18 protein-coding genes and 1 pseudogene are annotated in these 20951 nt (G+C 68.0%); 9 read left to right on the top strand and 10 right to left on the bottom strand.

Features of this window, described 5'->3' with window-relative positions; all coding sequences use genetic code 11:
• Positions 1–2: 2 nt before the first annotated feature.
• From QE393_RS11185 to QE393_RS11175, 3 genes and pseudogenes are all read right to left on the bottom strand, one after another.
• Positions 3–1808, bottom strand: coding sequence for a methyl-accepting chemotaxis protein (locus tag QE393_RS11185; protein ID WP_273805996.1), 1806 nt, complete (start codon positions 1806–1808; stop codon positions 3–5).
• Positions 1809–2029: 221 nt separating this feature from the next.
• Positions 2030–2206, bottom strand: a pseudogene (locus QE393_RS11180) (general stress protein); the annotation flags it as partial.
• Between the two features lie 351 nt (positions 2207–2557).
• Positions 2558–2872: a hypothetical protein gene (locus QE393_RS11175; protein ID WP_310043500.1), complete on the bottom strand. Its 315-nt coding sequence runs from the start codon at positions 2870–2872 to the stop codon at positions 2558–2560.
• Between QE393_RS11175 and QE393_RS11170 the strand changes: the two genes are divergently transcribed.
• The 3 genes from QE393_RS11170 to cysE are packed head-to-tail and all read left to right on the top strand — an operon-like array spanning position 2871 to position 4793.
• The gene (locus QE393_RS11170) at positions 2871–3413 is read left to right on the top strand and encodes a helix-turn-helix transcriptional regulator (RefSeq protein ID WP_310043498.1); all 543 of its coding nucleotides are present in this window, start codon (positions 2871–2873) and stop codon (positions 3411–3413) included. The two genes, QE393_RS11175 and QE393_RS11170, sit on opposite strands and share 2 nt — an antisense overlap.
• Positions 3414–3422: 9 nt before the next feature.
• Positions 3423–3989, top strand: a complete 567-nt coding sequence (locus QE393_RS11165; protein WP_273806000.1) for a GNAT family N-acetyltransferase — start codon at positions 3423–3425, stop codon at positions 3987–3989.
• Positions 3990–4004: 15 nt separating this feature from the next.
• Complete coding sequence (gene cysE, locus QE393_RS11160; RefSeq protein ID WP_273806001.1) at positions 4005–4793, top strand: serine O-acetyltransferase; 789 nt, start codon at positions 4005–4007, stop codon at positions 4791–4793.
• On the opposite strand, the gene QE393_RS11155 is transcribed toward cysE, so the two are convergent.
• The 4 genes from QE393_RS11155 to QE393_RS11140 all read right to left on the bottom strand — a co-directional run bounded on the left by QE393_RS11155 (position 4775) and on the right by QE393_RS11140 (position 10192).
• Complete coding sequence (locus QE393_RS11155) at positions 4775–5515, bottom strand: NUDIX domain-containing protein (protein WP_310043494.1); 741 nt, start codon at positions 5513–5515, stop codon at positions 4775–4777. The two genes, cysE and QE393_RS11155, sit on opposite strands and share 19 nt — an antisense overlap.
• Before the next feature lie 5 nt (positions 5516–5520).
• Complete coding sequence (locus QE393_RS11150; protein ID WP_310043493.1) at positions 5521–8064, bottom strand: mechanosensitive ion channel domain-containing protein; 2544 nt, start codon at positions 8062–8064, stop codon at positions 5521–5523.
• A 65-nt stretch (positions 8065–8129) separates the two neighbouring features.
• The gene (locus tag QE393_RS11145; protein WP_310043491.1) at positions 8130–9173 is read right to left on the bottom strand and encodes an AraC family transcriptional regulator; all 1044 of its coding nucleotides are present in this window, start codon (positions 9171–9173) and stop codon (positions 8130–8132) included.
• The gene (locus QE393_RS11140) at positions 9170–10192 is read right to left on the bottom strand and encodes a carbon-nitrogen hydrolase family protein (RefSeq protein WP_310043490.1); all 1023 of its coding nucleotides are present in this window, start codon (positions 10190–10192) and stop codon (positions 9170–9172) included. The genes QE393_RS11145 and QE393_RS11140 overlap by 4 nt, the downstream gene beginning before the upstream one ends.
• 196 nt (positions 10193–10388) lie before the next feature.
• On the opposite strand from QE393_RS11140, the gene QE393_RS11135 reads away from it, so the two are divergent.
• From QE393_RS11135 to QE393_RS11125, 3 genes are all read left to right on the top strand, one after another.
• Positions 10389–12443: an NADPH-dependent 2,4-dienoyl-CoA reductase gene (locus QE393_RS11135; RefSeq protein WP_310043488.1), complete on the top strand. Its 2055-nt coding sequence runs from the start codon at positions 10389–10391 to the stop codon at positions 12441–12443.
• Positions 12444–12730: 287 nt separating this feature from the next.
• Positions 12731–14044 (top strand): chromosome partitioning protein ParA, encoded by a 1314-nt coding sequence (locus QE393_RS11130; RefSeq protein ID WP_310043487.1) that lies wholly within the window; start codon positions 12731–12733, stop codon positions 14042–14044.
• Between the two features lie 11 nt (positions 14045–14055).
• A complete protein-coding gene (locus QE393_RS11125) occupies positions 14056–14979 on the top strand; it encodes a pyridoxal-phosphate dependent enzyme (protein ID WP_310043485.1) in 924 nt (307 codons plus the stop codon).
• Here QE393_RS11125 and QE393_RS11120 read toward each other — a convergent pair.
• Entirely contained in the window at positions 14952–15782 is an 831-nt protein-coding gene (locus tag QE393_RS11120) for a DUF1853 family protein (protein WP_310043483.1), read from the bottom strand. The genes QE393_RS11125 and QE393_RS11120 overlap by 28 nt on opposite strands.
• 192 nt (positions 15783–15974) lie before the next feature.
• Here QE393_RS11120 and QE393_RS11115 point away from each other — a divergent pair, with 192 nt between their 5' ends.
• The 3 genes from QE393_RS11115 to QE393_RS11105 are packed head-to-tail and all read left to right on the top strand — an operon-like array spanning position 15975 to position 18684.
• A complete protein-coding gene (locus QE393_RS11115; protein ID WP_007158929.1) occupies positions 15975–16859 on the top strand; it encodes an NAD(+) kinase in 885 nt (294 codons plus the stop codon).
• A complete protein-coding gene (locus tag QE393_RS11110) occupies positions 16859–17818 on the top strand; it encodes a metallophosphoesterase (protein WP_310043481.1) in 960 nt (319 codons plus the stop codon). The genes QE393_RS11115 and QE393_RS11110 overlap by 1 nt, the downstream gene beginning before the upstream one ends.
• Positions 17815–18684, top strand: coding sequence for a rhomboid family intramembrane serine protease (locus QE393_RS11105; protein WP_310043479.1), 870 nt, complete (start codon positions 17815–17817; stop codon positions 18682–18684). The genes QE393_RS11110 and QE393_RS11105 overlap by 4 nt, the downstream gene beginning before the upstream one ends.
• On the opposite strand, the gene QE393_RS11100 is transcribed toward QE393_RS11105, so the two are convergent.
• Positions 18685–19008, bottom strand: a complete 324-nt coding sequence (locus tag QE393_RS11100; protein WP_310043477.1) for a hypothetical protein — start codon at positions 19006–19008, stop codon at positions 18685–18687.
• Positions 19009–19077: 69 nt separating this feature from the next.
• Positions 19078–20844 (bottom strand): thiamine pyrophosphate-requiring protein, encoded by a 1767-nt coding sequence (locus QE393_RS11095; protein ID WP_310043476.1) that lies wholly within the window; start codon positions 20842–20844, stop codon positions 19078–19080.
• Positions 20845–20951 lie beyond the last annotated feature (107 nt).

The following is a 20951-nucleotide window of genomic DNA, read 5'->3' as shown; positions in this document are numbered from 1 at the left end:
GGTCAACGGGTGACCGAGAAGGTGGCGACGCTGCTCTGCAGGTCCTGGGCCGCCTGTTGCAGATACTGGACCGCCTCGCTGGTGGCCTTGAGCGCCTCGGTGGTCTGCTGGGTGCTGTCGTTGAGCTGGGTGATCGTCTCGGCGATCTGGCCGGCACCCACCGCCTGGGACTGCATGCCCTCCAGCACGATGTCGAAGCGTGCCGGCAGCTTCTGCACGTCCTCGATCACCTCGGCCAGCTGATCGCTGACGCTGGCCACCTCCTGCACGCTGCGGCGGATTTCCTCGGAAAACTTGTCCATGCCCATGACGCTGGCGGAGACCGCGGAATTCATGTCCTTGAGCATCTGCTCGATGTCATCGGTGGCCGCGGTGGTCTGGTCGGACAGGCGCCGGATCTCGGTGGCCACCACCGAGAAACCGCGTCCTGCCTCACCGGCCTTTTCCGCTTCGATGGCGGCGTTGAGCGACAGCAGATTGGTCTGGTCGGCCACCTTGGTGATGGTGGTCAGCACCTTGTTGATGTGACTGGACTTCTCCGACAGGGCGGCGAGCTTGGCATTGATGGAATCGGTGGCGGCCACCATGCGCTGCATGGTGCCGTCCATGCTCGCCAGGCTGCTGCGCGCCTGTTCCGCGCCCTCGGTGGTCTCGTCCGCCACCTGCACGGCTTCTTCCATGGTGCGTACCAGGGCATTGGCGTTGGCGGCGATTTCCCGCGTGGTGCTCAGCACCTCAACGCTGGTCTGCGCCTGCTCGATGCTGGTGGCCTCCTGCTGGCGAGAGGAAGCGGCGATCTCGGTGGTGGAAGAGGTCACCTGGATACCGGCGCGCTGCACCTTGGCGAGCATGCCGCGCAGGTCCTCGATCATCTTGCTCAGGCCGCGGGCGAGCTGGCCGATGGCGTCGTCACCGCTGACCGCGGTCCGCCCGGTGAGGTCACCGGCGGCGGCCTTGCTGACCAATCCGAGCAGGTCGTCGACATCGGCCCGCAGGCGCTGCATCAGCACCTGCTCGCGGGCATGGTCATCCTGGATCTGCTGCGCCATTTGATTGAAGGCCAGGCCTACCTGGGCGAGTTCATCCCGGCCCTGGACAGCCACGCGAGCGCCGCTGTCACCCGCGGAAATGCGCGCCACGGTATCGGTCAGCCGGCGTACCGAGCGCAGCAGGTGATGGGACAGCAGCCAGGCGATGAGGGCGGCCAGCAGCACACAGAGGGCGCCACCGGCGACCAGGGTCCAGGTCAGCTGATTGCGCACCTCCTCGGTATGGTCCGCCCGTTGCGCGTACAGGCGGCGCTCCTCGTCGCCGATGGTCTGGATCTGCTGACGCATGGCCGCGACCTGGCTCGTCAGGGCGGTGATCAGGGGCTCGTTGGCCAGCTGTACCGGTGACAGGTTGCCGGTGTCGCGCAGGCGCAACAGGGGCTCGAAGGTCTGCTGCCGCCAGGTGTCGAGGTCCGCGGTGAGGCGGGCGAAGCGCTGCTGCTGGTCGGGATTGTCCTGAGTCAGCCGCTGCGGCACGCGCACGGCTGCGGCCAGGGGCCCCAGTGCCTGACGAGCGACGTCGGCGTCCGCAGTGGAGCCGGAATACCAGTAGTTGCGCAGCTTGGCCCGGGTCTCGAGCAGATTGTTGTCCAGCGTCGTGACCGACAGCAGCACCTCGGCGGTGTGCCGGTCCCAGCGATTGGCGTCGACCAGGCTCTGCAAGGCGGCATAGGTCAGCCAGAGCAGCAGAACCACCAGGGCGATGATGGCGGCGAAGCCGGCGAAGAGTTTGTTCTGGATGCGAATGTTGTTGAGCATGGGCACCGGCGCAGACGGACAGAGGCGGAAAGAGTGAGCCCTGGGGAGCACTCGGGTTGTCCGATAAAAGTAGCACGGTCATGCATTTGTGTGAGTTGTAACGCACTTCGGGGCTCAGGAGCCTGCAGTGCCGGCAGCGATGGAACAGCGACCACGGAAAGGGCAGCCTGCCAGGTCTTGCCATGCCTGGAGGGCTGCCGGACAGCGTCGAGGAACGCGGTTCAGGTCGCCTCGGCGTCATTCGCCGCTTCGGATCGGCGAGTGCCATGGCTGTTCTGGCCACCCTTGCGCCCGGCTTCGGAAGCCCGTGTCGGATTGTTGGCGAAATTGCCGCCGCTGGCACGCCCACCCTTGCGACCAGCCTCGGCGGCGCGATCGCGATTGTTGGCGAAGTTGCCTGGATTGCTGCTCTTGTTGGCCATCAGAACTTCTCCCACTTTTAATTATTGAAGAGTCGAACGCCGCGCTCCCCAAAGGCTAGGCGTTTCGGTTATTGAGAGTGGGGGTATGGAAGGCGAGTTCGAGCGAGGTGATAAAGGGGATTTTTGTTATACGACGTGCAAGTTAAATATAGACTTTTGTTTAACGATAGCCTGGCTAGAGCCGTCAGGCCGCACCTTGTACAGGAGCTGTAGAAGAATCGGCGAGCAGAGCGACAGTATTCCAGCAGGCTGTCTGTCATAGGCTGAAATGTCTTGTTGCATCTGGCTGCAGGGCTTATCCGGGCTGGGCTTCGCCGCAGTCTTGATTCAGACGTCTTCGCCAGGAGCTTGTTCTTTTTTCACGCGTAAATTTATCGCCGATTCAATAGCGCCGTTTCTCATTGCCGTTACAGGATAACGCTGTTCGCCTGACGATATAATGGGGCGACAGCCAAGCCAGAGCGCTTCACCAGGAAATTGAGTCGATCGATCAGGGTGCTGGACAATCGGCGATATAATTCTTCCGATAAAGTTTAATGCGATAGGAAGTTGGTCAACAAGTCCAATGAGGCGAATCTTGCAAAAAAACTTTCCAAATTTTCCCGAATGTGAGAAAAAATCCCTAAATTGGGAGGTGATCATGCTTGATCAACGTCTTGCCGTCCGGCTGAAGGCCCTGCGCCTGGAGCACGATCTGTCACTGGAGCAGTTGGCAACCCTGAGCGGGGTCAGTCGCGCGACACTGTCTCGGCTGGAAAACGCCGAGGTCAGCCCGACCACGGCGGTTCTCGGGCAGCTCTGTTCGGCCTACGGCCTGACCCTGACGCGCCTGCTGCATAGCGTGGAAAGCGCTTATCCGGCCCAGGTCGAGCGCCAGGCGCAGCAGATCTGGGCCGATCCCGAGCAGGCCTTCACCCGTCGTTCGGTCTCGCCGCCGGCCCAGGCCCTGGCGGGTGAAGTCATCGAGAGCCAGCTGGGGCCGGGAGTGGATATCCGCTATCAGGCATCACCCCGGCCAGGCCTCGAACACCATCTGCTCCTGCTCGAAGGCGAGTTGCAGCTGTGGATCGAAGAGCAGCCCTATCGGCTGGGCGTCGGCGACTGCCTGCGCTATCGCCTCTGGGGTGGCAGTCGCTTCCTCAGCGGCCCGGCGGGCGCCCGTTATCTCCTGTTCATGATCTGAGGTGTGTCCATGAGTGCTTCCCTGCGTATCGAACAGCTCGACGCCGCCGCTTTCACGAGTCATCTGAATGAATTCCAGCAACTGCTGGCCGCCTGTGTCGGGCAGGGCGCCAGCATCGGCTTCATCCTGCCGCTGGCCGAGGCTGTAAACCGGCGCTTCTGGACCGAAGCCGTGGCCCCGGGCCTGGCCCGGGGCACCCGGCTGTTGTTCGCCGCGTTGCAGGACGGCCGCGTGGTCGGCAGCGTGCAACTGGTCCTGGATACCCCGGCCAATCAGCCGCACCGCGCAGACGTGGTCAAGCTGCTGGTGCATCCGGACTGCCGTCGCCAGGGACTGGCACGCCGGCTGATGCAGGCGGTGGAGGCGGCCGCCCAGGCCCAGGGGCGAGAACTGCTGACCCTGGACACCCGCAGCGACGACCATGCCGAGCCGCTCTATCTGTCGCTGGGCTATCAGGTGGTCGGCAGGATTCCCGGCTATGCCCTGGATGCCCGCCAACCCGAACGCCGTGACAGCACCACCCTGATGTACAAGACGTTACCAGCCGCGCCCGCTAAGCTTGGCGCCCCTCGTTAAGGACCCTGTCCCGCCATGCCGCCTCGCTCCGCTCCCGAACTCTGGCAACTCCTGCGCGCCCAGGCCGAGGCCGGGCGCCGCGACGCCCCGGCCCTGGCCGAGGGTCTGACGCGAGCGCTGCTGCAGCCGGTCGATCTGGCCGCCGCCCTGGTCCGGCGCTGCGCCGAGGCCCTGGCGGAGGATCCACGGCAGGCCGAGGCCCTCGCCGAACGCTTCGCTGCCCTGCACGCCGAGTGGCCGGCCTTGACCCTGGCGGCCTGCGCGGACCTGGAAGCGGTGCTGGCACGGGATCCGGCCTATGCCAGCCTGCTGGAGATCTTTCTGTTCTCCAAGGGCTTCCTGGCACTGCAGACCCAGCGCCTGAGCCATGCCCTCTGGCACAACGACGAGCGGCTGCTGGCCCTGCACCTGCAGGCGCGCTGCAATCGACTGCTGGCCATCGACATCCATCCGGCGGCGCGGCTGGGGCACGGCCTCATGCTCGACCACGGTACCGGCATCGTCATCGGCGAAACCGCGGTGGTGGAGGACGACGTCTCCATTCTGCAACAGGTGACCCTGGGCGGTACGGGCAAGGAGCAGGGCGATCGCCATCCCAAGGTGCGTCGCGGGGTGATGATCGGCGCCGGGGTCAAGATCCTCGGCAATCTGGAGATCGGCGAAGGCGCCAAGATCGGCGCCAACAGCGTGGTCCTGCATCCGGTGGCGCCCCACACCACGGTGGTGGGCATTCCCGCCCGCCCGGTGGGTCGTCCACGCGACGCCCATCCGGCCGAAAGCATGGATCAGTCCTTCGACGGCTGAGCCAGAAAGACCTCGGCCTTGGGATAGCGCTCGCTGTTCAACGCGCTCGACTGCAGGCCCTCCGCCCGCGCCAGGCTGCGCACCAGTTCGCGATTGAAGGCGCTGTTGCCCGGATCGGCCAGGTAGTCGGGCAACGCCAGCCAGCGGGCGTCCGCGATCTCGTCCGGATCCTGGATGGCGATGTCGGCACTCAGGGGGTCGAGGCGGCAGACCACATAGAGATTGGACTTGCCGAAGCGGTAGGGGTGGGTGGTCACCAGGCCGACCACGCTGCGAAAGGCGCTGTGGATGCCGGTTTCCTCCCAGACCTCGCGGATCACCGCAGTCGCCAGGTCTTCACCCAGCTCGACATGGCCCCCCGGCAGCTTGTAGCCCTGGCTGCCGCGTTCGCGGATCGCCAGCAGTTCACCACGGGCATTGAGCACCAGGCCGCCAACGCCCAGGCTGTGGGTCGGCACGAAGGGCGCGAAGGCGGTGGGCGTGCCGCGCCAGACCAGGGTCAGTTCCTGCTCCAGGCAGTTGTGAAAGACGAAACCGGCGCTGGTGGCCACGCCGACCAGCTCGCCGAGGGCCAGCGGCAGGGTCAGCCAGATCAGATTGCGTCCGTCGCGGCGGGCGTTGTCGAGCAACTCGGCCAGCGCCGGGGCGAAGGCCTCGCGGGTAGTGGGCAGCGAGGCGGCGTCGATGATCAGGCCGTTGAAGGCGTCTTGACGGTATTGCACAGCTGTTACTCCGCAGGCCGTGGCTGGATGGGCGAGGAGGGCACGATACCGGCTTCGCTGGGCAGCAGCAGACTGGCGCGCGGATTGGCGATCTCGATGCCGCGTTCGCGGAAGCGTTCGAGGATGCGGCGGTTGAGTTCGCGCTGCACGCCCCAGCGGCCCTTGTCGAGGCATCTCATCTGCCCGGCGATGGTCACCATGGAGCCGTCGACGGCGTCCACGCCCCAGATCTCCAGATCGGCGAGGATGAGGTTCTTGAAGGCCTCGTCGGCGCGCATGCCGGCGCCGATGTCCTTGAGTTCGGCGATGACGCGTTCGATGTCTTCTGCGTAGCCCACGCTGATGCGCAGGGCGGCGTTGCCCAACCCACGGTTGATGTTGTTGACCGCCGACACCGAGCTGAAGGGCACGATGTGCAGGGAGCCGTCACCGGCGCGCAGGCGCACGGTGCGGATCGACAGGTACTCCACGGTGCCCGAGACCCCGGCCACGGTGACCCAGTCGCCCACCTGCATGGCGTTTTCCAGCAGCAGGAAGATACCGGTGATGAAGTCCTGCACCAGCTTCTGCGAGCCGAAGCCCAGGGCCACGCCGATGATGCTGGCACTGGCCAGCAGTGGCGTGGTGTTGATGCCCAGCTCGCTCAGGGCGGTCAGGCCGACGATCAGTGCGACCAGGATGAACAGGCCGGTGCGCAGCATGGGCAGCAGGGTACGCAGGCGGGCCGCCCGCACCGTGTCGCCGCGTTCGTTCCAGCTGCTCAGCCGACGATTCACCGTGGCGTTGGCGCCTTCCCAGACCACCACGGCGATGACGGCGGCGATGAGGATGGTGAGAAAGGCGGACAGCAGACTGCGCCCGATGCTGCCGTCACCGAACCAGTCCAGCACGCCCCAGCCCCAGGACTGGAACAGGGCCAGGGCGGTGATCAGGGTGACGATTACTCCCACCAGCCAGCGCGCCAGCGGATAGTAGCGCTGCAGGTGTACGTCGCTAGCGCTGCCGCCTTCGGGGGTGGCGGGCTGGAACAGCCGACCCAGCAGGCCGAGCAGGAACACCGCCGCCAGGCGCCCGAGGATCACGATGCCGGCGGAAAGCGCGACGAAATTCATCAGCCGCGGCAGCCCGTTCTCGATGTCCAGTGCCCACATGGTCCAGCCACCCATGACGAACACGGCAGCGAATACGGCCCAGACCTGACCCAGCCAGGCGCGCAGCACGGTCAGGGCGCCACTGCCATCCTGGCGCCCGGCGATACGGGTGGCCACCGGACGGCGGACATGGAAGATCAGCCCCACCACCAACAGGTGGGCCAGCAGCGAGACCAGCTTGACGATGGCTTCGCGGCCCTCTTCGTTGGCACCCAGGATGTCCGCGGCCTGGGCCAGCGCCAGGCCGAAGGTGATCAGGGCGACGAAGGCGTGCAGCCAGCGCAGCAGGGTACAGGCAAGGGCCGTCCTGACCTTGAGCAGGCGGATGCCGTGGGCGGCGGGATCGATCAGCAGGCGGATGACGATCAGCACCAGGCGGGTGGTGAGATAGGCACCGAGGAAGCCACCAACCAGCTCGCGCTGATTGGCATCCGAACCCACCAGATAGTGGATCAGCAGCGCCGCCGTGGCCCAGAAGGCCAATAGCGGCAGCAGTTCCAGCAATAGCAGTCCCAGGGCGAAGGGCAGGTGCCGCAGGGTGGTCCAGTGCTCCTCGGCGCTGGGTCGGGCGCGGTTGGCGGGTGCGGGATCGGTGGCAGTGGCAGTGGCGGTGGACTCGGTCGCCGGTGCGGCTGGCGCAGGTGCGGCGCTGTCGGATGGGGCGATGGGCACTTCTTCGAGTTGATCCACGCCATCACGCTGCGTCTTGACCAGGGCCACCGCGGCTTCGGCCGGGCGGGTGGCGGCCTCCTCGGCCGCCGGTACCGAGGCCGCGGGCGGGGGCTGCTGGGCCGCCTGCTGCTGGGCCTGGCGCCGGGCGCGGGTGTCGGCAAGATCGGCATGGCGCTGCAGCCGTTGCCGCGGGCGCTGGAGCGCCCGATGGATCAGCCACTCGCCCACCAGGCCGGCGGCAAAGAGGGTGGCCAGGGTCAGCAGGGCCTGCAGCAGGGCGCGGCGACCCGCTTCGGAGGTGAAGCTGGCGCGCGACCAGTCGGGCAGGGTACGCACGGCCCGCTGCACCTGGTTCAGCTCGCTGCCCAGGTTGTCGGCCCAGCGACCGACGCGACTGAGGGTCTGGGCGATCAGGCCATTGGCTTCCAGCGGTACCAGCGCCTTTTCCTCGCCTGCCGCCGGGGCGGCTGCCGCTGGCGCAGTGGCGGCGGTTGTCGTAGCCGCCGGCGCCGCCTTCGTCCCGGTCGCGCTCGCCGGCTGGCTGGCGATGGCCTGCAAGGTCAGGATCAGCTCCTGGCGGCGCTGCGGATCCTGCAGCAGGGCCGCGACCTGGCGCGCCTGCTGGGGATCGAGGCCGGCCGGGGCCGGGGCCGGGGCAGGGGTTTCGGCGGCGCGCAGGGGCAACGCCAGGCACAGCAGCAACAGGGCGAGCAGGAAGTTCGGCATGGGGCGACAATGGTCCTGATGAAGGATCAGCAAGTTACGACCCTTGATCCTTGCCTATGCTCCCTTCAGTTGGCCATTCCCTGCCGCTGGAGACGCCGCCAGTCGCCGGGCGTCTGCTCGGTCCAGCGCTTGAAGGCGCGCTGAAAGGCGGCGGGGGAGGCGAAGCCGAGCAGATAGGCGATCTCGCCGAAACTGGCCTCGGTATCGCGGATATAGGCCAGCGCCAGGTCGCGGCGGGTCAGGTTGAGCAGGGTGCGGTACTGGGTGCCTTCTTCGGCCAGCTTGCGCCTCAGCGTCCAGGAGGGCAGACGCAGCCGGCTGGCGATCTGCTCCAGGGTCGGCTCGCCGTGCCGCAACAGCGGCCCCATGACTTCGACCACCCGCTCGGTGAGACCCCGGGTGCGGGTCAGGCGGCCGTGTTCGGCTTCGCTCAGCGCCAGCAGCTGGCGCCAGGTGGCCGGGCAATGCTCGGGCCCGGGCAGGGCCAGGGTCGCGGCATCGAGCAGGAGCGCATTCTCGGCGGCGCCGAATTCCACCGGGCAGCCGAAGGCGGCCTCGTAGGGTGCCACGTCCGCCGGTGCGGGGTATTCGATGAGGACGCGGCGCGGTTGCAGCGAGCGTTTCGCGACCGCGCTCAGCAGCGCCAGCCAGGCGCTGAGCACCACGTCCACCACGAAGCGGTTGTAGCCGTTGTAGGGGCTAATGCTATAGAAATGCAGCCAGGCGTCGCGGCCCTGGGCCGCATAGCGCGACTGGCCCCGGTAGTTGCGGCCATAGAGCGGTTCCAGCCCGAGCAGCGTTTCGGCGGCATGGCGCACGTCCGGTGCCTGGCCCACGGTGATGCCGGCGAGACCGAGAAAGGCCGGTCGCATCGCCTGGCCCATGGCCAGCCCCAGCGCCGAATCGCCAGTCAGTTCCAGGGCGGCATGGCCCAGGCGCATGTAGTGGGGGATCGACAGCCGTCCGCCAGGCTCGGCCAGCCGCGCCGCGGTCAGGCCGAAGCGTGCCAGCAGGCCGGCGGCATCGGCGTCCCGCTGGACGACGGCGGCCGCCAGCGCCAGCACGAAGCCGGTGGAAAGGTCGCCCAGGCGCAGCGCCGGCGCGCTCATAGCCGCAGATTGATCAGCTTGCTTCCGGCCTGGGTGGAGTCGGTGGCCGCGGTCGCATCCGGGGTGAAGGCCTGGCTACCGCCGCCGGCCTGCCATTCCCAGAGGCGGCCGCGCAGCTGCACTTCCAGGGCGGCGCGGATGCCGGCGGCGCGCAGGCGCTGGATGTCGAAGGGTGTCGGTGCCGGGGTGGCGCCCGAGGCGAGGGCGGGGATCGCCAGCAGCTCCACCTGGGGATCGTCGAGCACCCTGGCGCGACCGGTGTCGCTACCCTGGATGACGCCGAGACGGCCCAGCGGCGTCTCCAGTCGCAGCAGGGGCGGGCTGAGATCGTCACCGCTGTCCCTGGCCGTCAGCGGTCGCACCAGCGGTTGGCCGAGCACCTTGCCGTCGGGTCCGAAGACCAGGGTGACATTGCGCAAAGGTCCCGTACCCACCTGCAATTCGCCGTCGACCAGGGTTGGACCGGGCAGGACGATGGAGCCGGCCACCAGGGTGACGCCGTACTGGCGGGCGAGGCCGCCGAAGAGCTGCTGGTAGGCGCTGGCCATGTCCCAGGCCTTCATACGCAACAGGCTGTCGGCCAGGCGCCGGTCGCCTTCGGCCTGGAACCAGGCGCGAGCCACCCGCAATGGGTTGCCCAGCAGCAGCCACTGGATGGCTTCTTCGCTGCGCGCCGCGGCATAGACCTCGGGCTTCTCGCCCATCAGCGCCAGGGGCGTGCCCAGATGCTCGGGCAGCACCACGATGGTCTGGGCGCCGATCAGGCCCAGGCGCCGTGCATTGGCCAGATAGGCATCGAGCTTGAGGCGCAATCGCGCGGGATTGCCATAGTCCAGGGCGACCAGTTCGGGCTCGATCCCCAGCAGGTTGCCGGTGGTGGCCGCCGCTGGCGTGGTGGTCAGGTCCACCTCCAGGCTGCTGCGCAGATCCGACAGGTAATGGAAGGCTGGCCGCTGGGCCACCCAGCCCGCCAGCACGGCGAACAGGGCGATCAGCACCAGGAATACGAGCTTGCGCATCGGCACTCCAGAGCGGTCCCGGCCTCCCGGGCCGGGCGAGATAAAGGTGCTCAGGGTAGGAGACCAGACCGCCACTGCCAAGGGGTGGCTGTACATTTGGGTAAAGAGGTTGTCATTTCCGGTGATTGAGGCCAGACCACGCTGCTCCTATCGTGGCGCCAGGCTTTCCCAGAAAGGCCAACCACCGGAGACCGCCATGATCGAGCTTGCCCCCCGTAATACCACCCCTATTGATAGCTATCCGCATCTGCTCGAACCCCTGCCCGTGGGGTCGATCACCCTGCGCAATCGCGTGGTGATGGGGTCCATGCACACGGGGCTGGAAGAGCGACCCGGCGGCTTCGCGCGGATGGCCGCCTTCTTCGCCGAGCGAGCGCGGGGCGGGGTGGGGCTGATCGTCACCGGCGGCATAGCGCCGAACGAAGAGGGGGCGGTGGCCAAGGGCGCGGCCAAGCTGACCACGGCCGAGGAGGCCGAGCACCATCGGCCGGTAACGGACGCGGTCCACGCCGCCGGCGGGCGTATCTGCCTGCAGATCCTGCACGCCGGTCGCTATGCCTATAACCCCCAGCTGGTGGCGCCCTCGGCGCTGCAGGCACCGATCAATCCCTTCACCCCGCGCGAACTGGACGAGGCCGAGGTGGAGGGGCAGATCGCCGCCTTCATCCGCTGCGCCACCCTGGCGCAACAGGCCGGTTACGACGGCGTCGAGGTGATGGGTTCCGAAGGCTACTTCATCAACCAGTTCATCGCCGCGCGGACCAATCACCGCACGGATCGCTGGGGCGGCGACTTCGCCCAGCGCTGCCGCTTGCCGCTGGCCATCGTCGAGGGCATCCGCGACGCGACCGGTCCGGATTTCCTGATCATCTTCCGTCTCTCGCTGCTGGACCTGGTGGAGCAGGGCAGCACCCCCGAGGAATGCCTGCAGCTGGCGCTCTGGCTGGAAGCCGCCGGGGTCAGCCTGATCAACACCGGCATCGGCTGGCACGAGGCGCGCATCCCCACCATCGCCACCCTGGTGCCACGCGGCGCCTTTGCCGCCGTCACCGCCCAGCTCAAGGGCCGGGTGCGGGTGCCGCTGATCGCCACCAACCGCATCAACACCCCCGAGGTGGCCGAGGCCATCCTCGCCGCCGGCCAGGCCGACCTGGTATCCATGGCCCGCCCGCTGCTGGCCGATCCGGATTTCGTCGCCAAGGCCGCCGCCGGCCGCGCCGACGAGATCAATACCTGCATCGCCTGCAACCAGGCCTGCCTGGACCACACCTTCGCCGGCAAGCTGACCAGCTGCCTGGTCAACCCGCGCGCCTGCCACGAGACCGAGTTGCAGATCCTGCCCGCCGTCGAGGTCCGCACCTTCGCCGTGGTCGGCGCCGGGCCAGCCGGCCTGGCGGCCGCCTGCACCCTGGCCGAGCGCGGCCACCAGGTGGTGCTGTTCGAGGCCAGCGAGCGTATCGGTGGCCAGTTCAATGTCGCCCGGCGCATTCCCGGCAAGGAAGAATTCGGCGAGACCCTGAGGTATTTCCAGCGTCGCCTGGAGCGACTGGCGGTGGATGTCCGTCTCAACCATCGCGTCAGCGCCGCCGAATTGCAGGCCGAGGGCTTCGCCGGGGTGATCCTGGCCACCGGGGTGACGCCGCGGGTGCCGCCCATTCCGGGGGTCGACCATCCCAAGGTGCTGGGCTACCTGGACGTCCTGCTGGAGCGCAAGCCGGTAGGGCGGCGGGTGGCGCTGATCGGCGCCGGCGGCATCGGCTTCGACGTGGCGGATTTCCTCACCCATGGCCATCAGCAGGCGGAGCCCATCACCGCCTTCTACCGCGAGTGGGGCATAGACCCCAGTTTCAGCACCCGCGGCGGGCTGGCCCCGGCCACGCCGCCGGCGGTGCCGCGCGAGGTCTGGCTGCTGCAGCGCAAGCCGGGCAAACCCGGCAAGGGGCTGGGCAAGACCACTGGCTGGATCCACCGCGCGCGCCTGCAGCAGCGTGGCGTCCAGGCGTGGGGCGGGGTGGAATACCTGGGTATCGACGACGCCGGCCTGCGCCTGCGGCTGCCCGATGGCAGCGAGCAGGTGCTGGACGTCGACAACGTCGTGCTCTGCGCGGGCCAGGAGTCCCTGCGCGAGCTGGAAGACGAGTTGCTCGGCGCGGGCGTGACGGTGCATCGGGTCGGTGGCGCGGATGTCGCCGCTGAACTCGATGCCAAGCGCGCCATCGATCAGGCCACTCGCCTGGCTGCCCAGCTGTAACTCTTCGTTGCAATCAGGGATGATTTCTGTGATCCACTCCGCATAACATCGGTTCCGGACCGACCCTCGTCCCAATGTCTGGCCTCTCTTCCATCCCGCCGACCAGGATTGGCTAAGCTGCCGTCCTGATGCGTCGGGTGGGGGCCCGGCGCGTCGGAGAAGTCGGGCGGAGACGCGGATCAACCGCGTCGCCGCCAGAGGTCGGCGGGCGGACGCAGGTCCGGTCGCCAGCTGGCGAGACACCGGCCTCGGTATTCATGTGGGATCGACAGAGCACGCGGCGAGAGATGGCAGAGACGTTGAACGAAGAGGCGGTACTGACCCCGGTGGTGCTGGGGTTCGGCGACCAGGGTGTGAATCGCGCCTTGCTGTTTCCCGATTTTCAGGCGCTCTGGCAGGGCGACCAGACGCTGCTCGACTGCGCCGGACGGCGCCATCGCTTCGTCTATCTGTTGCTGGACGATCACCGCCGGGTCAAGGCCGCAGTGTTTTTCCTGTTGGCCTTCGATGCCCAGGGCAAACCGCTGCCGGAATGGGACCTGCCGCTGGGCGAGCTGGCCGAGCGCGGCGATGCCGGCCTCGACCTGGGCGCCGGACCGATCCGCCTGGCCAGTCGCAGTCATTGTCCGATTTCCTGGCACCAGGGTGATCTCTGGGATCCGCGCAGCGAGGCCGAGCACGACGACTGGCAGGCGATCCGCGATTGCCTGGGTCTGGTCGCGCCGCGCGATGGCGAGGTGGAGCTGGCCGGGGAATACCACCCCAGTGCCGCCGACGGCATCGATGTCGAGGCCCGTCTCGAACGGGTCCGCCGCATCCTCGCCCAGGAACACCAGGAGGCGCTGGACAAGCTGATCGCCGGTCAGCGCACCCGGCTGCTGACCCTGACCCGCCAGCACCAGGAAGACCTGGCGCGTCTGCAACGCGACGCCGACGACGTGCGCGCGGCCAAGGCCGAGCTGGAGGTGCGTTACGCCGCCCTGGCCCAGCACCTGGAGCAGCAGCACGAGCAGGCTCGCCAGCAGCGCGAAGAACTCAACGAGCAGATGCGCACCCTGGAGCGCAACGCCCTCTACAAGATCGAGGCGCTGCGCATCCAGTCCGAAGCCGAGAGCGAGGCCCGGGTGGCCGCCGCCGTGGGCGAGCTGAAGAACCAGCTGACCATCCGCGAGGTGGAACTCAAGTACCGCGACGAGCTGGACGGCCAGTTGCAGGAAGACATCCGCCAGCTGCGCGAACGCTGCACCCAGCTGATCGGCGACAGCAACGAAGGCCAGCTGGAGCGCCTGGCGCGCCAGGGCATCCTGTTCGTCACCTTCCAGCCCGGCGCCGGTCATCTGATCCTCAGTCGCCAGGACGTTCCGCGTTTCAGCACCGATCCCCTGGGTTATGTCGCCGAGCATTGCAAGGTCAGTCGTGAGCAGTACCAGCGCTGGCTGGAACATCACCAGCAGCCGGTCTGCCAGGCCGAGGTCGAGGGCGAGCGCTGCGGCCGGCCGGTGGTACGGGTGGAACATCCCGCCCAGTTCGATCCGCTGCGCTCGACCCTGTGCGCCGAGCACCGCGGCGATGACAGCGATGGTGACGTCGCCAATCTCTGAGCGACTGGCTGATGACCTTTCTCCGGCCCGCCGCGCTCCAAGAGGTGCAGCTCGCCGCCCTGGCGGCGCGGGACCTACGCCTGGCGGTGCTGCGCCTGGATCAGCGTCCGGCCGGGCATAACGGTAACAAGGGTTACAAGCTGCAGCCCTGGCGCGAACGCCTGGCCCGGGGCGAGGGCCGCGGGCTCATCAGCCTCGGCGGTGCGCACTCCAATCATCTGCACGCGCTGGCCGCCCTGGGTCGCGAGGAAGGCTTCGCCACCGTCGGCCTCTTGCGTGGCGAGCCCTGCCTGACGCCCACGGTTCAGGATCTACAGGCCAATGGCATGACCCTGCACTGGCTGGGCTATGGCGGCTATCGCCGCCGCCATGACGCCGACTTCTGGCAACCCTGGCAGGCGCGCTATCCCGGGTTGCTGCCCATTCCCGAAGGTGGCTGCGACGAGCAGGTCGCCGCGGCCTGCGCGGCCATCGTCACGGAGGTGCGGCAGGGACTCGCCGCCCTGGGCTGGCCCGATTGTCAGCAATTCTGGCTGGCCGCCGGCACCGGTACCACCCTGGCTGGGGTGATCCGCGCCGCCGATCCCGCCTGGCAGGTGGTGGGCGGCCTGGCAGTGCCACCCGGGCATGGCGTCGAAGGCACGCTCGACCGGTTGCTCGCGCAGCGCACCCGCTCGAACTGGCGCCTGCTGGACGCCAGTCGCGGCGGCTTCGGCCGCATTGATGCCGAGCTGGCGCGGGCCATGGCGGACTTCGCGGCGCAGACCGGGATCACCCTTGATCCGCTCTATACCGGCAAGCTCTGGCTGGCGTTGCGCCAGGAAATCGAGGGCGGGGCGCTGGCGCCGGGCAGTCGCCTGGTGCTGGTCCACAGTGGTGGCCTGCAGGGCCGCCGTGCGCTGGAGACTCAGCTGGCGGCATTGGCCACTGGCTGAACCGGCCAGCCCGCAGGCACCAGGAACAGCCGCGCCTCTTCGTCACCGCGTGCATCGCGCCGCACCAGCAGTTGCGGCCAGATCGGCTCGCCGTCCGGCAGCGGCAGGCAGGGCGTGTCGGCGACCGCGGGTGCCAGCCAGTGGCCCTTGGGCAGCACCTCCCAGGGACCGTCCGGCAGTTGCCCGCGGGCGCACCACAGCTGGGGTTGTCGGGGCGGCAGCGCGCCAGCCGGCCAGGGCAGGGGGCGGTCGAGCGGCTGGAACAGATAGCCGCCCAGCCACAGCGCCGCCTGCGGGGCGGCGATGTCCAGCGCCGCCAGGCTGGCCTGGGCCAGGGGCGTGGCCGACAGCGGCAGCTGGCGCTGGCGCAGATGGGCGAGCTTGCGCGTCAGCTGGTCTTCGCCGCCGGGACCCAGCCAGCGCGGCGCGTCCGCTGGGCCTTCGCCCAGGTAGAACTTCACCGCCAGTTCCAGGTGATGGACGCCCTCGGCGTCTTCCACCAGCAGGTCCAGTTCGCCCAGGGTACGGTCACCGTCACGCAGAGGCAGGTTGGCCGCGCGCAACCTCAACCCCGGGGCGCGCGCCAGGGCGAATTGCCAGAGTCTTTCGTACTGGCGCCCTAGCCGGCGATCGCTGCCCTGGGCCAGCCAGGCCGCCAGGGCTGCGGGCGCCGCGTCCTGTTGCCGCAGCCAGTCGGCCAGTCGTTCGGGATGGCGCGCCCAGTCGCTGGTGGCCAGTGGATGACGGGTATCGGCGGCTTCCAGCAAGGGCGAGGCGACCAGCGTCCAGGCGAGGTCGCGCACCTGGGGCTGGCTCAGGCGGCGGGGCAGGGCGTGCAGCTCGGCGAAGGGCGCGTCATGGTGCCAGCATAGGCCAAGCCAGGTCGCTGCGGATCACCGCCGGCGACCCGCGGTCGGATGAGGGCGGTTTGCCGCTGCCACGGCCTTTCGCCCATACTTTCCGCACTTTCCAGCCAACGGGGCCGCCGACGCGTCATGGACTCCTTTCGTAACATCGGCATCATCGGTCGACTCGGCAGCACCCAGGTGCTGGATACCATCCGCCGGCTCAAGACCTTTCTGCTGCAACGCGGGCGCAACGTCATCCTGGAAAACACCATCGCCGAGGTCCTGCCCGGGCACGGCCTGCAGACGGTGTCGCGCAAGCTCATGGGCGAGATCTGCGACCTGGTGATCGTGGTCGGCGGCGACGGCAGCCTGCTGGGCGCCGCTCGCGCCCTGGTACGCCCACGGGTGCCGGTGCTGGGCATCAACCGCGGCAAGCTAGGCTTTCTCACCGACATCCGCCCCGACGAGCTGGAGACCAAGGTCGCCGAGGTGCTCGACGGTCAGTACCTGATGGAGACGCGCTTCCTGCTGGACGCCTTCGTCGAGCGCGGGGGCGAGATGATCGGCCAGGGCGACGCCCTCAACGACGTGGTGCTGCACCCGGGCAAGTCCACCCGGATGATCGAGTTCGAGCTGTACATCGACGGCCAGTTCGTCTGCAGCCAGCGCGCCGACGGCCTGATCGTCGCCACCCCCACCGGCTCCACCGCCTACTCGCTGTCGGCGGGCGGTCCCATCATGCATCCCAAGCTGGATGCCATCGTGGTGGTGCCCATGTATCCCCACACCCTGTCCAGCCGACCCATCGTCGTCTCCGGCGACAGCACCCTGTCGATCTTGGTGTCGCCGAACATGACGATCTATCCGCAGGTCTCATGTGATGGCCAGAATCATTTCACCTGCGCACCCGGCGATACCGTGACCATTCAGAAGAAGCCCCACAAGCTCAGGCTGATCCACCCGCTGGATCACAACTACTACGAGATCTGCCGGACCAAGCTCGGCTGGGGCAGTCGCCTGGGAGACGACTGATGCCCCAGGGCTACGATCTGATTGGCGACCTCCACGGCTGCGCCCATACCCTGGACCTGCTGCTGGAACGGCTCGACTACCGTCAGCTGGACGGCGTCTGGCAGCACCCCGAGCGCCAGGCGATCTTTCTCGGTGACCTGGTCGATCGCGGACCGCGCATCCGCGGCTCCCTGCGCCGGGTGCGGGCCATGGTCGAAGGCGGCCATGCCCACTGCATCCTCGGCAATCACGAACTCAATGCCCTGGCCTGGCACACCCCGGCGCTGCCCGGCACCGGCCAGACCTGGGTGCGCGAGCACACGCCGCGCCATCGCCAACTGATCCAGGAGACCCTGGCGGCCTTCGCCGACCACCCCGGCGAGTGGCAGGACCACCTGCGCTGGCTCTACCGGCTGCCGCTGTGCAAGGACTTCGGGCACTTCCGCATCGTCCACGCTTGCTGGGATCAGCGGCTGATCGACGAATTCCTCCACCACTATCCGGATGCCTGCATCGACGAGGACTTCGTGCGCCAGTCCATCGTCGGCGGCAGCCTGGCCAGTCGGGTCGCCTCGCGCCTGCTCAATGGCGTGTCGCTGCCCTTGCCCCATGGCCTGCGCCTCACCGGCAGCGATGGCTATGTGCGGGCGCGCTTTCGCACCAAGTTCTGGGAGAGCGATCCCCAGACCTATGGCGACGTGGTCTTCCAGCCCGATGCCTTGCCGGCGGAAATCGCCTGCGAACCCTTGAGCGACGAGGAAAAGGCCGGGCTGCTTTGCTACGGCGCCGATGAGCCGATGCTGTTCGTCGGTCACTACTGGCGCGATGGCCATCCCGAACCCTTGCGGCCGAACCTCGCCTGCCTGGACTACAGCGCGGTCAAGTACGGCAAGCTGGTGGCCTACCGCCTCGACGACGAACGTCAGATCGACCCGGCCAAGTTCGTCTGGATCGACGTGCAGCGCGAGGAGGGGCGATGAACCAGCCGCAACCCGTGCTGCGGGTGCCCCTGGGCCGCGATCTGCTGGGCTTCACCCGCCTGCTGCGGCGCCTGCAGATCCGCCACCGGGTAGTGGAAGAGGGCGACAGCCAGGTGCTCTGGGTGCTGGACCCGGCGCGGGTCGAGGAGACCCGCGCGCTCTATGAGCGCTATCCCGACGGCGATCCGCGCGGCGAGGTCCAGGCCAGCCGCGGACCGCGGGGCTTCGGGCTGCTGGCGCAACTCAAGGCCAGTCCGGTCAGCGCCGTCTTTCTCGCCATCACGCTGCTGCTGGGTCTGGCCACCGAACTGGGCGACAACCTGGCGTTGATCCACTACCTGACGCTGCAGGAATTCCGCCTGATCGACGCCGAGCACATCGCCTTTCTCGATCTCGACGCCAGCCTGGCTCGCGGCGAATGGTGGCGACTGGTCACCCCGATCTTCCTGCACTTCGGTCTGCTGCACCTGGCGATGAACGCCCTCTGGTACTGGGAGCTGGGTCGGCGCGTCGAATTCCGCCAGGGCGGCCTGATGCTGCTGCTCCTGACCCTGGTGTTCGCCGCCGGCTCCAACCTGGTGCAGTACGCCTGGACCGGCCCCGCCCTGTTCGGCGGCCTGTCCGGGGTGCTCTATGGCCTGCTCGGCCACTGCTGGCTGTTCCAGTGGCTGGCGCCCAGCCCGGCCTATCGCATGCCACGCGGCGTGGTGGCCATGATGCTGATCTGGCTGGTGATCTGCCTGACCGGCGTCTTCGACCTGCTCGGCTTCGGCTCCATCGCCAATGGCGCCCATGTCGGCGGCCTGGTGCTGGGTTGCCTCACCGGGCTGCTGGGCGGTGGTCTGGCACGCTTGCGGCAACGCTAGCTAGCGCCGCCGCTTGAGCTCGGGAGCGAGGCTCAAGGCATTGCGATAGCGCCAGCGCCGCTGGCTGCGGCGGCGCAACCAGAGCCCCATGAGCAGGAGCAGCGCACCGCCGCTCAGGAAGCCCTGGGCGGCCTCGCGGGTCAGGGTCAGATAGGGGGCCAGCTGCGGCAGCTGTAGCAGGGCGGCACCGCCTGCCAGCAGCGCCGCCAGGCCGGTCAGCACCGAGAAGGTGCCGAGGCCGGCGGCGAGGGAGGTCAGAAAGGGCCGCCGCAGGCGCACCGGTGGCGGATCGAAACGGTCGTGCTCGGGCAACTGCATGCTCATACCCCAGGCTCTGTAAGGCCGCCGAGGTTATACGCCTCGGCGTTGCTTGGCGAGCCTGGGAGGCGCGGGCTAGCGCAGCAGCTGGCGGGCGCCCTGCTTGAGCATGTCCCAGCGATTCGGATCGCCACTGGCGATAGCGCCGAGGAAGGCCCTGGCCTGCTCGAAGCTGATGTGCGGCGGCAGCGGCGGCACGCTGGGGTCGGTGACGAATTCCAGCACCACCGGGCGATCCGCTTCGAAGGCCTGCTGCCAGGCATCGGCCACCTCGTCCGGGCGATGGATGCGCAGGCCCTTGAAGCCCAGCAATTCGCCATAGCGGGCATAGGGGAAGTCGAGCACATCCTGCGCCGGGGCGAACTTGGGATCCCCGGCCAGGGCGCGCTGCTCCCAGGTCACCTGGTTGAGATCGCCATTGTTGAGCACCATGACGATAAAGGTCGGATTGCTGAATCTCTTCCAGTACTGCTGCAGGGTGACCAGTTCGGCATTGCCGTTCATCTGCATGGCGCCATCGCCCACCAGGGCGATCACCGGGCGATCCGGATGGGCGAACTTGGCGGCGATGGCGTAGGGAATGCCGCAGCCCATGGTCGCTAGCTTTCCCGACAGCGACCCCAGCATCTGCCCGCGCAGGCGGATGTCGCGGGCATACCAGTTGGTGTGGGAGCCGCTGTCGCCGCAGAGGATGGCATCCTGCGGCAGCTGGCTGGAAAGTTCGTGGAACACCCGTTGCGGATTGATCGGCTCGGCCGGCGCCAGGGCGCGTTGCTCGATGGAGTGCCAGGAAGCGGCCACGCTCTTTTCGATGCGCGCGCGCCATTTATCGTGGGGTTTGCTCTCCAGCAGCGGCAGCAGGCGTCTCAGGGTCTCGGCGGCATCGCCCAGCAACGGCTGCTCGATGGGATATCTCATGCTGATGTTGCGCGCATGCAGGTCGATCTGCACCGCCCGCGCCTGGCCTTCCCGGGGCAGGAATTCGGTATAGGGGAAGGTCGAGCCGACGATCAGCAGGGTGTCGCATTCCTTCATCAGCAGATCGCTGGCCTCGGTGCCGAGCAGGCCGATGGCGCCGGTGACATAGGGCAGTTCGTCGGAGAGTACGCCCTTGCCCAGCAGCGCCTTGGCCACCCCGGCGCTGAGCTTCTCGGCCACCGCCATCACCTCGCTGCGCGCCTGCAGGGCGCCGGCGCCCACCAGCAGGGCGACCTTGTTGCCGGCATTGAGGATATCGGCGGCGGCCTGCAGGTCGTCTTCCTGGGCATAGGGTCGCGGCGGGATGGCACCGGCACCGGAAAGGACATTGGCATGCTGGTGCGGCGGACTTTCCACCGCCGGCAGCTGCTGGATGTCGTTGGGGATGATCACCGTCGCCACCTGGCGCTCGGCGATGGCCACGCGGAAGGCGCGGTCGATGACATGGCGCAGCTGCGCCGGATGCACCACCGTCTCCACATAGGCGGAAACGTCCTTGAACAGGGTGTGCAGGTCGACTTCCTGCTGGTAGTCGCTGCCAAGCGAAGAGGCCGCCTGCTGGCCCACCAGGGCCACTACCGGCATATGGTCCATCTTGGCGTCGTACAGGCCGTTGAGCAGGTGAATGGCCCCGGGCCCGGAGGTGGCCAGGCAGACGCCCACCTCGCCGGTGAACTTGGCATGGGCGCAGGCCATGAAGGCGGCCATCTCCTCGTGGCGCACCCGCACATAGTCGAACTGGTCGGCCACCCGACCCAGGGCGCCCATGATGCCGTTGATGCCATCGCCGGGATAACCAAAGATGCGCTCGACGTGCCACTGGCCGAGGCGCTCCCAGAGATGGTCGGCTACGGTCTTGCTCATGACGTTCTCCTCGTTGAAGGTCTAGGCTTAGGAAGAAAGGCCCGGACGTTAAGTTCCTGCAGCCGGACCGGGCGCGGGTTAGAATGCGCGGCTGATCATCCGGAGCC

This window comes from Pseudomonas sp. SORGH_AS_0211, from assembly GCF_031453455.1.
Taxonomy (GTDB): domain Bacteria; phylum Pseudomonadota; class Gammaproteobacteria; order Pseudomonadales; family Pseudomonadaceae; genus Chryseomonas; species Chryseomonas aestiva.
Note: the sequence above shows the minus strand (reverse complement) of the source record. Positions and strands in the feature narration are given on the sequence as shown.

Coding starts and splice junctions, on each gene's coding strand:
- QE393_RS11185 (WP_273805996.1), bottom strand. CDS start 1,808: ATGCTCAACAACATTCGCATCCAGAACAAACTCTTCGCCGGCTTCGCC.
- QE393_RS11170 (WP_310043498.1), top strand. CDS start 2,871: ATGCTTGATCAACGTCTTGCCGTCCGGCTGAAGGCCCTGCGCCTGGAG.
- QE393_RS11175 (WP_310043500.1), bottom strand. CDS start 2,872: ATGATCACCTCCCAATTTAGGGATTTTTTCTCACATTCGGGAAAATTT.
- QE393_RS11165 (WP_273806000.1), top strand. CDS start 3,423: ATGAGTGCTTCCCTGCGTATCGAACAGCTCGACGCCGCCGCTTTCACG.
- cysE (WP_273806001.1), top strand. CDS start 4,005: ATGCCGCCTCGCTCCGCTCCCGAACTCTGGCAACTCCTGCGCGCCCAG.
- QE393_RS11150 (WP_310043493.1), bottom strand. CDS start 8,064: ATGCCGAACTTCCTGCTCGCCCTGTTGCTGCTGTGCCTGGCGTTGCCC.
- QE393_RS11145 (WP_310043491.1), bottom strand. CDS start 9,173: ATGAGCGCGCCGGCGCTGCGCCTGGGCGACCTTTCCACCGGCTTCGTG.
- QE393_RS11140 (WP_310043490.1), bottom strand. CDS start 10,192: ATGCGCAAGCTCGTATTCCTGGTGCTGATCGCCCTGTTCGCCGTGCTG.
- QE393_RS11135 (WP_310043488.1), top strand. CDS start 10,389: ATGATCGAGCTTGCCCCCCGTAATACCACCCCTATTGATAGCTATCCG.
- QE393_RS11130 (WP_310043487.1), top strand. CDS start 12,731: ATGGCAGAGACGTTGAACGAAGAGGCGGTACTGACCCCGGTGGTGCTG.
- QE393_RS11125 (WP_310043485.1), top strand. CDS start 14,056: ATGACCTTTCTCCGGCCCGCCGCGCTCCAAGAGGTGCAGCTCGCCGCC.
- QE393_RS11115 (WP_007158929.1), top strand. CDS start 15,975: ATGGACTCCTTTCGTAACATCGGCATCATCGGTCGACTCGGCAGCACC.
- QE393_RS11110 (WP_310043481.1), top strand. CDS start 16,859: ATGCCCCAGGGCTACGATCTGATTGGCGACCTCCACGGCTGCGCCCAT.
- QE393_RS11105 (WP_310043479.1), top strand. CDS start 17,815: ATGAACCAGCCGCAACCCGTGCTGCGGGTGCCCCTGGGCCGCGATCTG.
- QE393_RS11100 (WP_310043477.1), bottom strand. CDS start 19,008: ATGAGCATGCAGTTGCCCGAGCACGACCGTTTCGATCCGCCACCGGTG.
- QE393_RS11095 (WP_310043476.1), bottom strand. CDS start 20,844: ATGAGCAAGACCGTAGCCGACCATCTCTGGGAGCGCCTCGGCCAGTGG.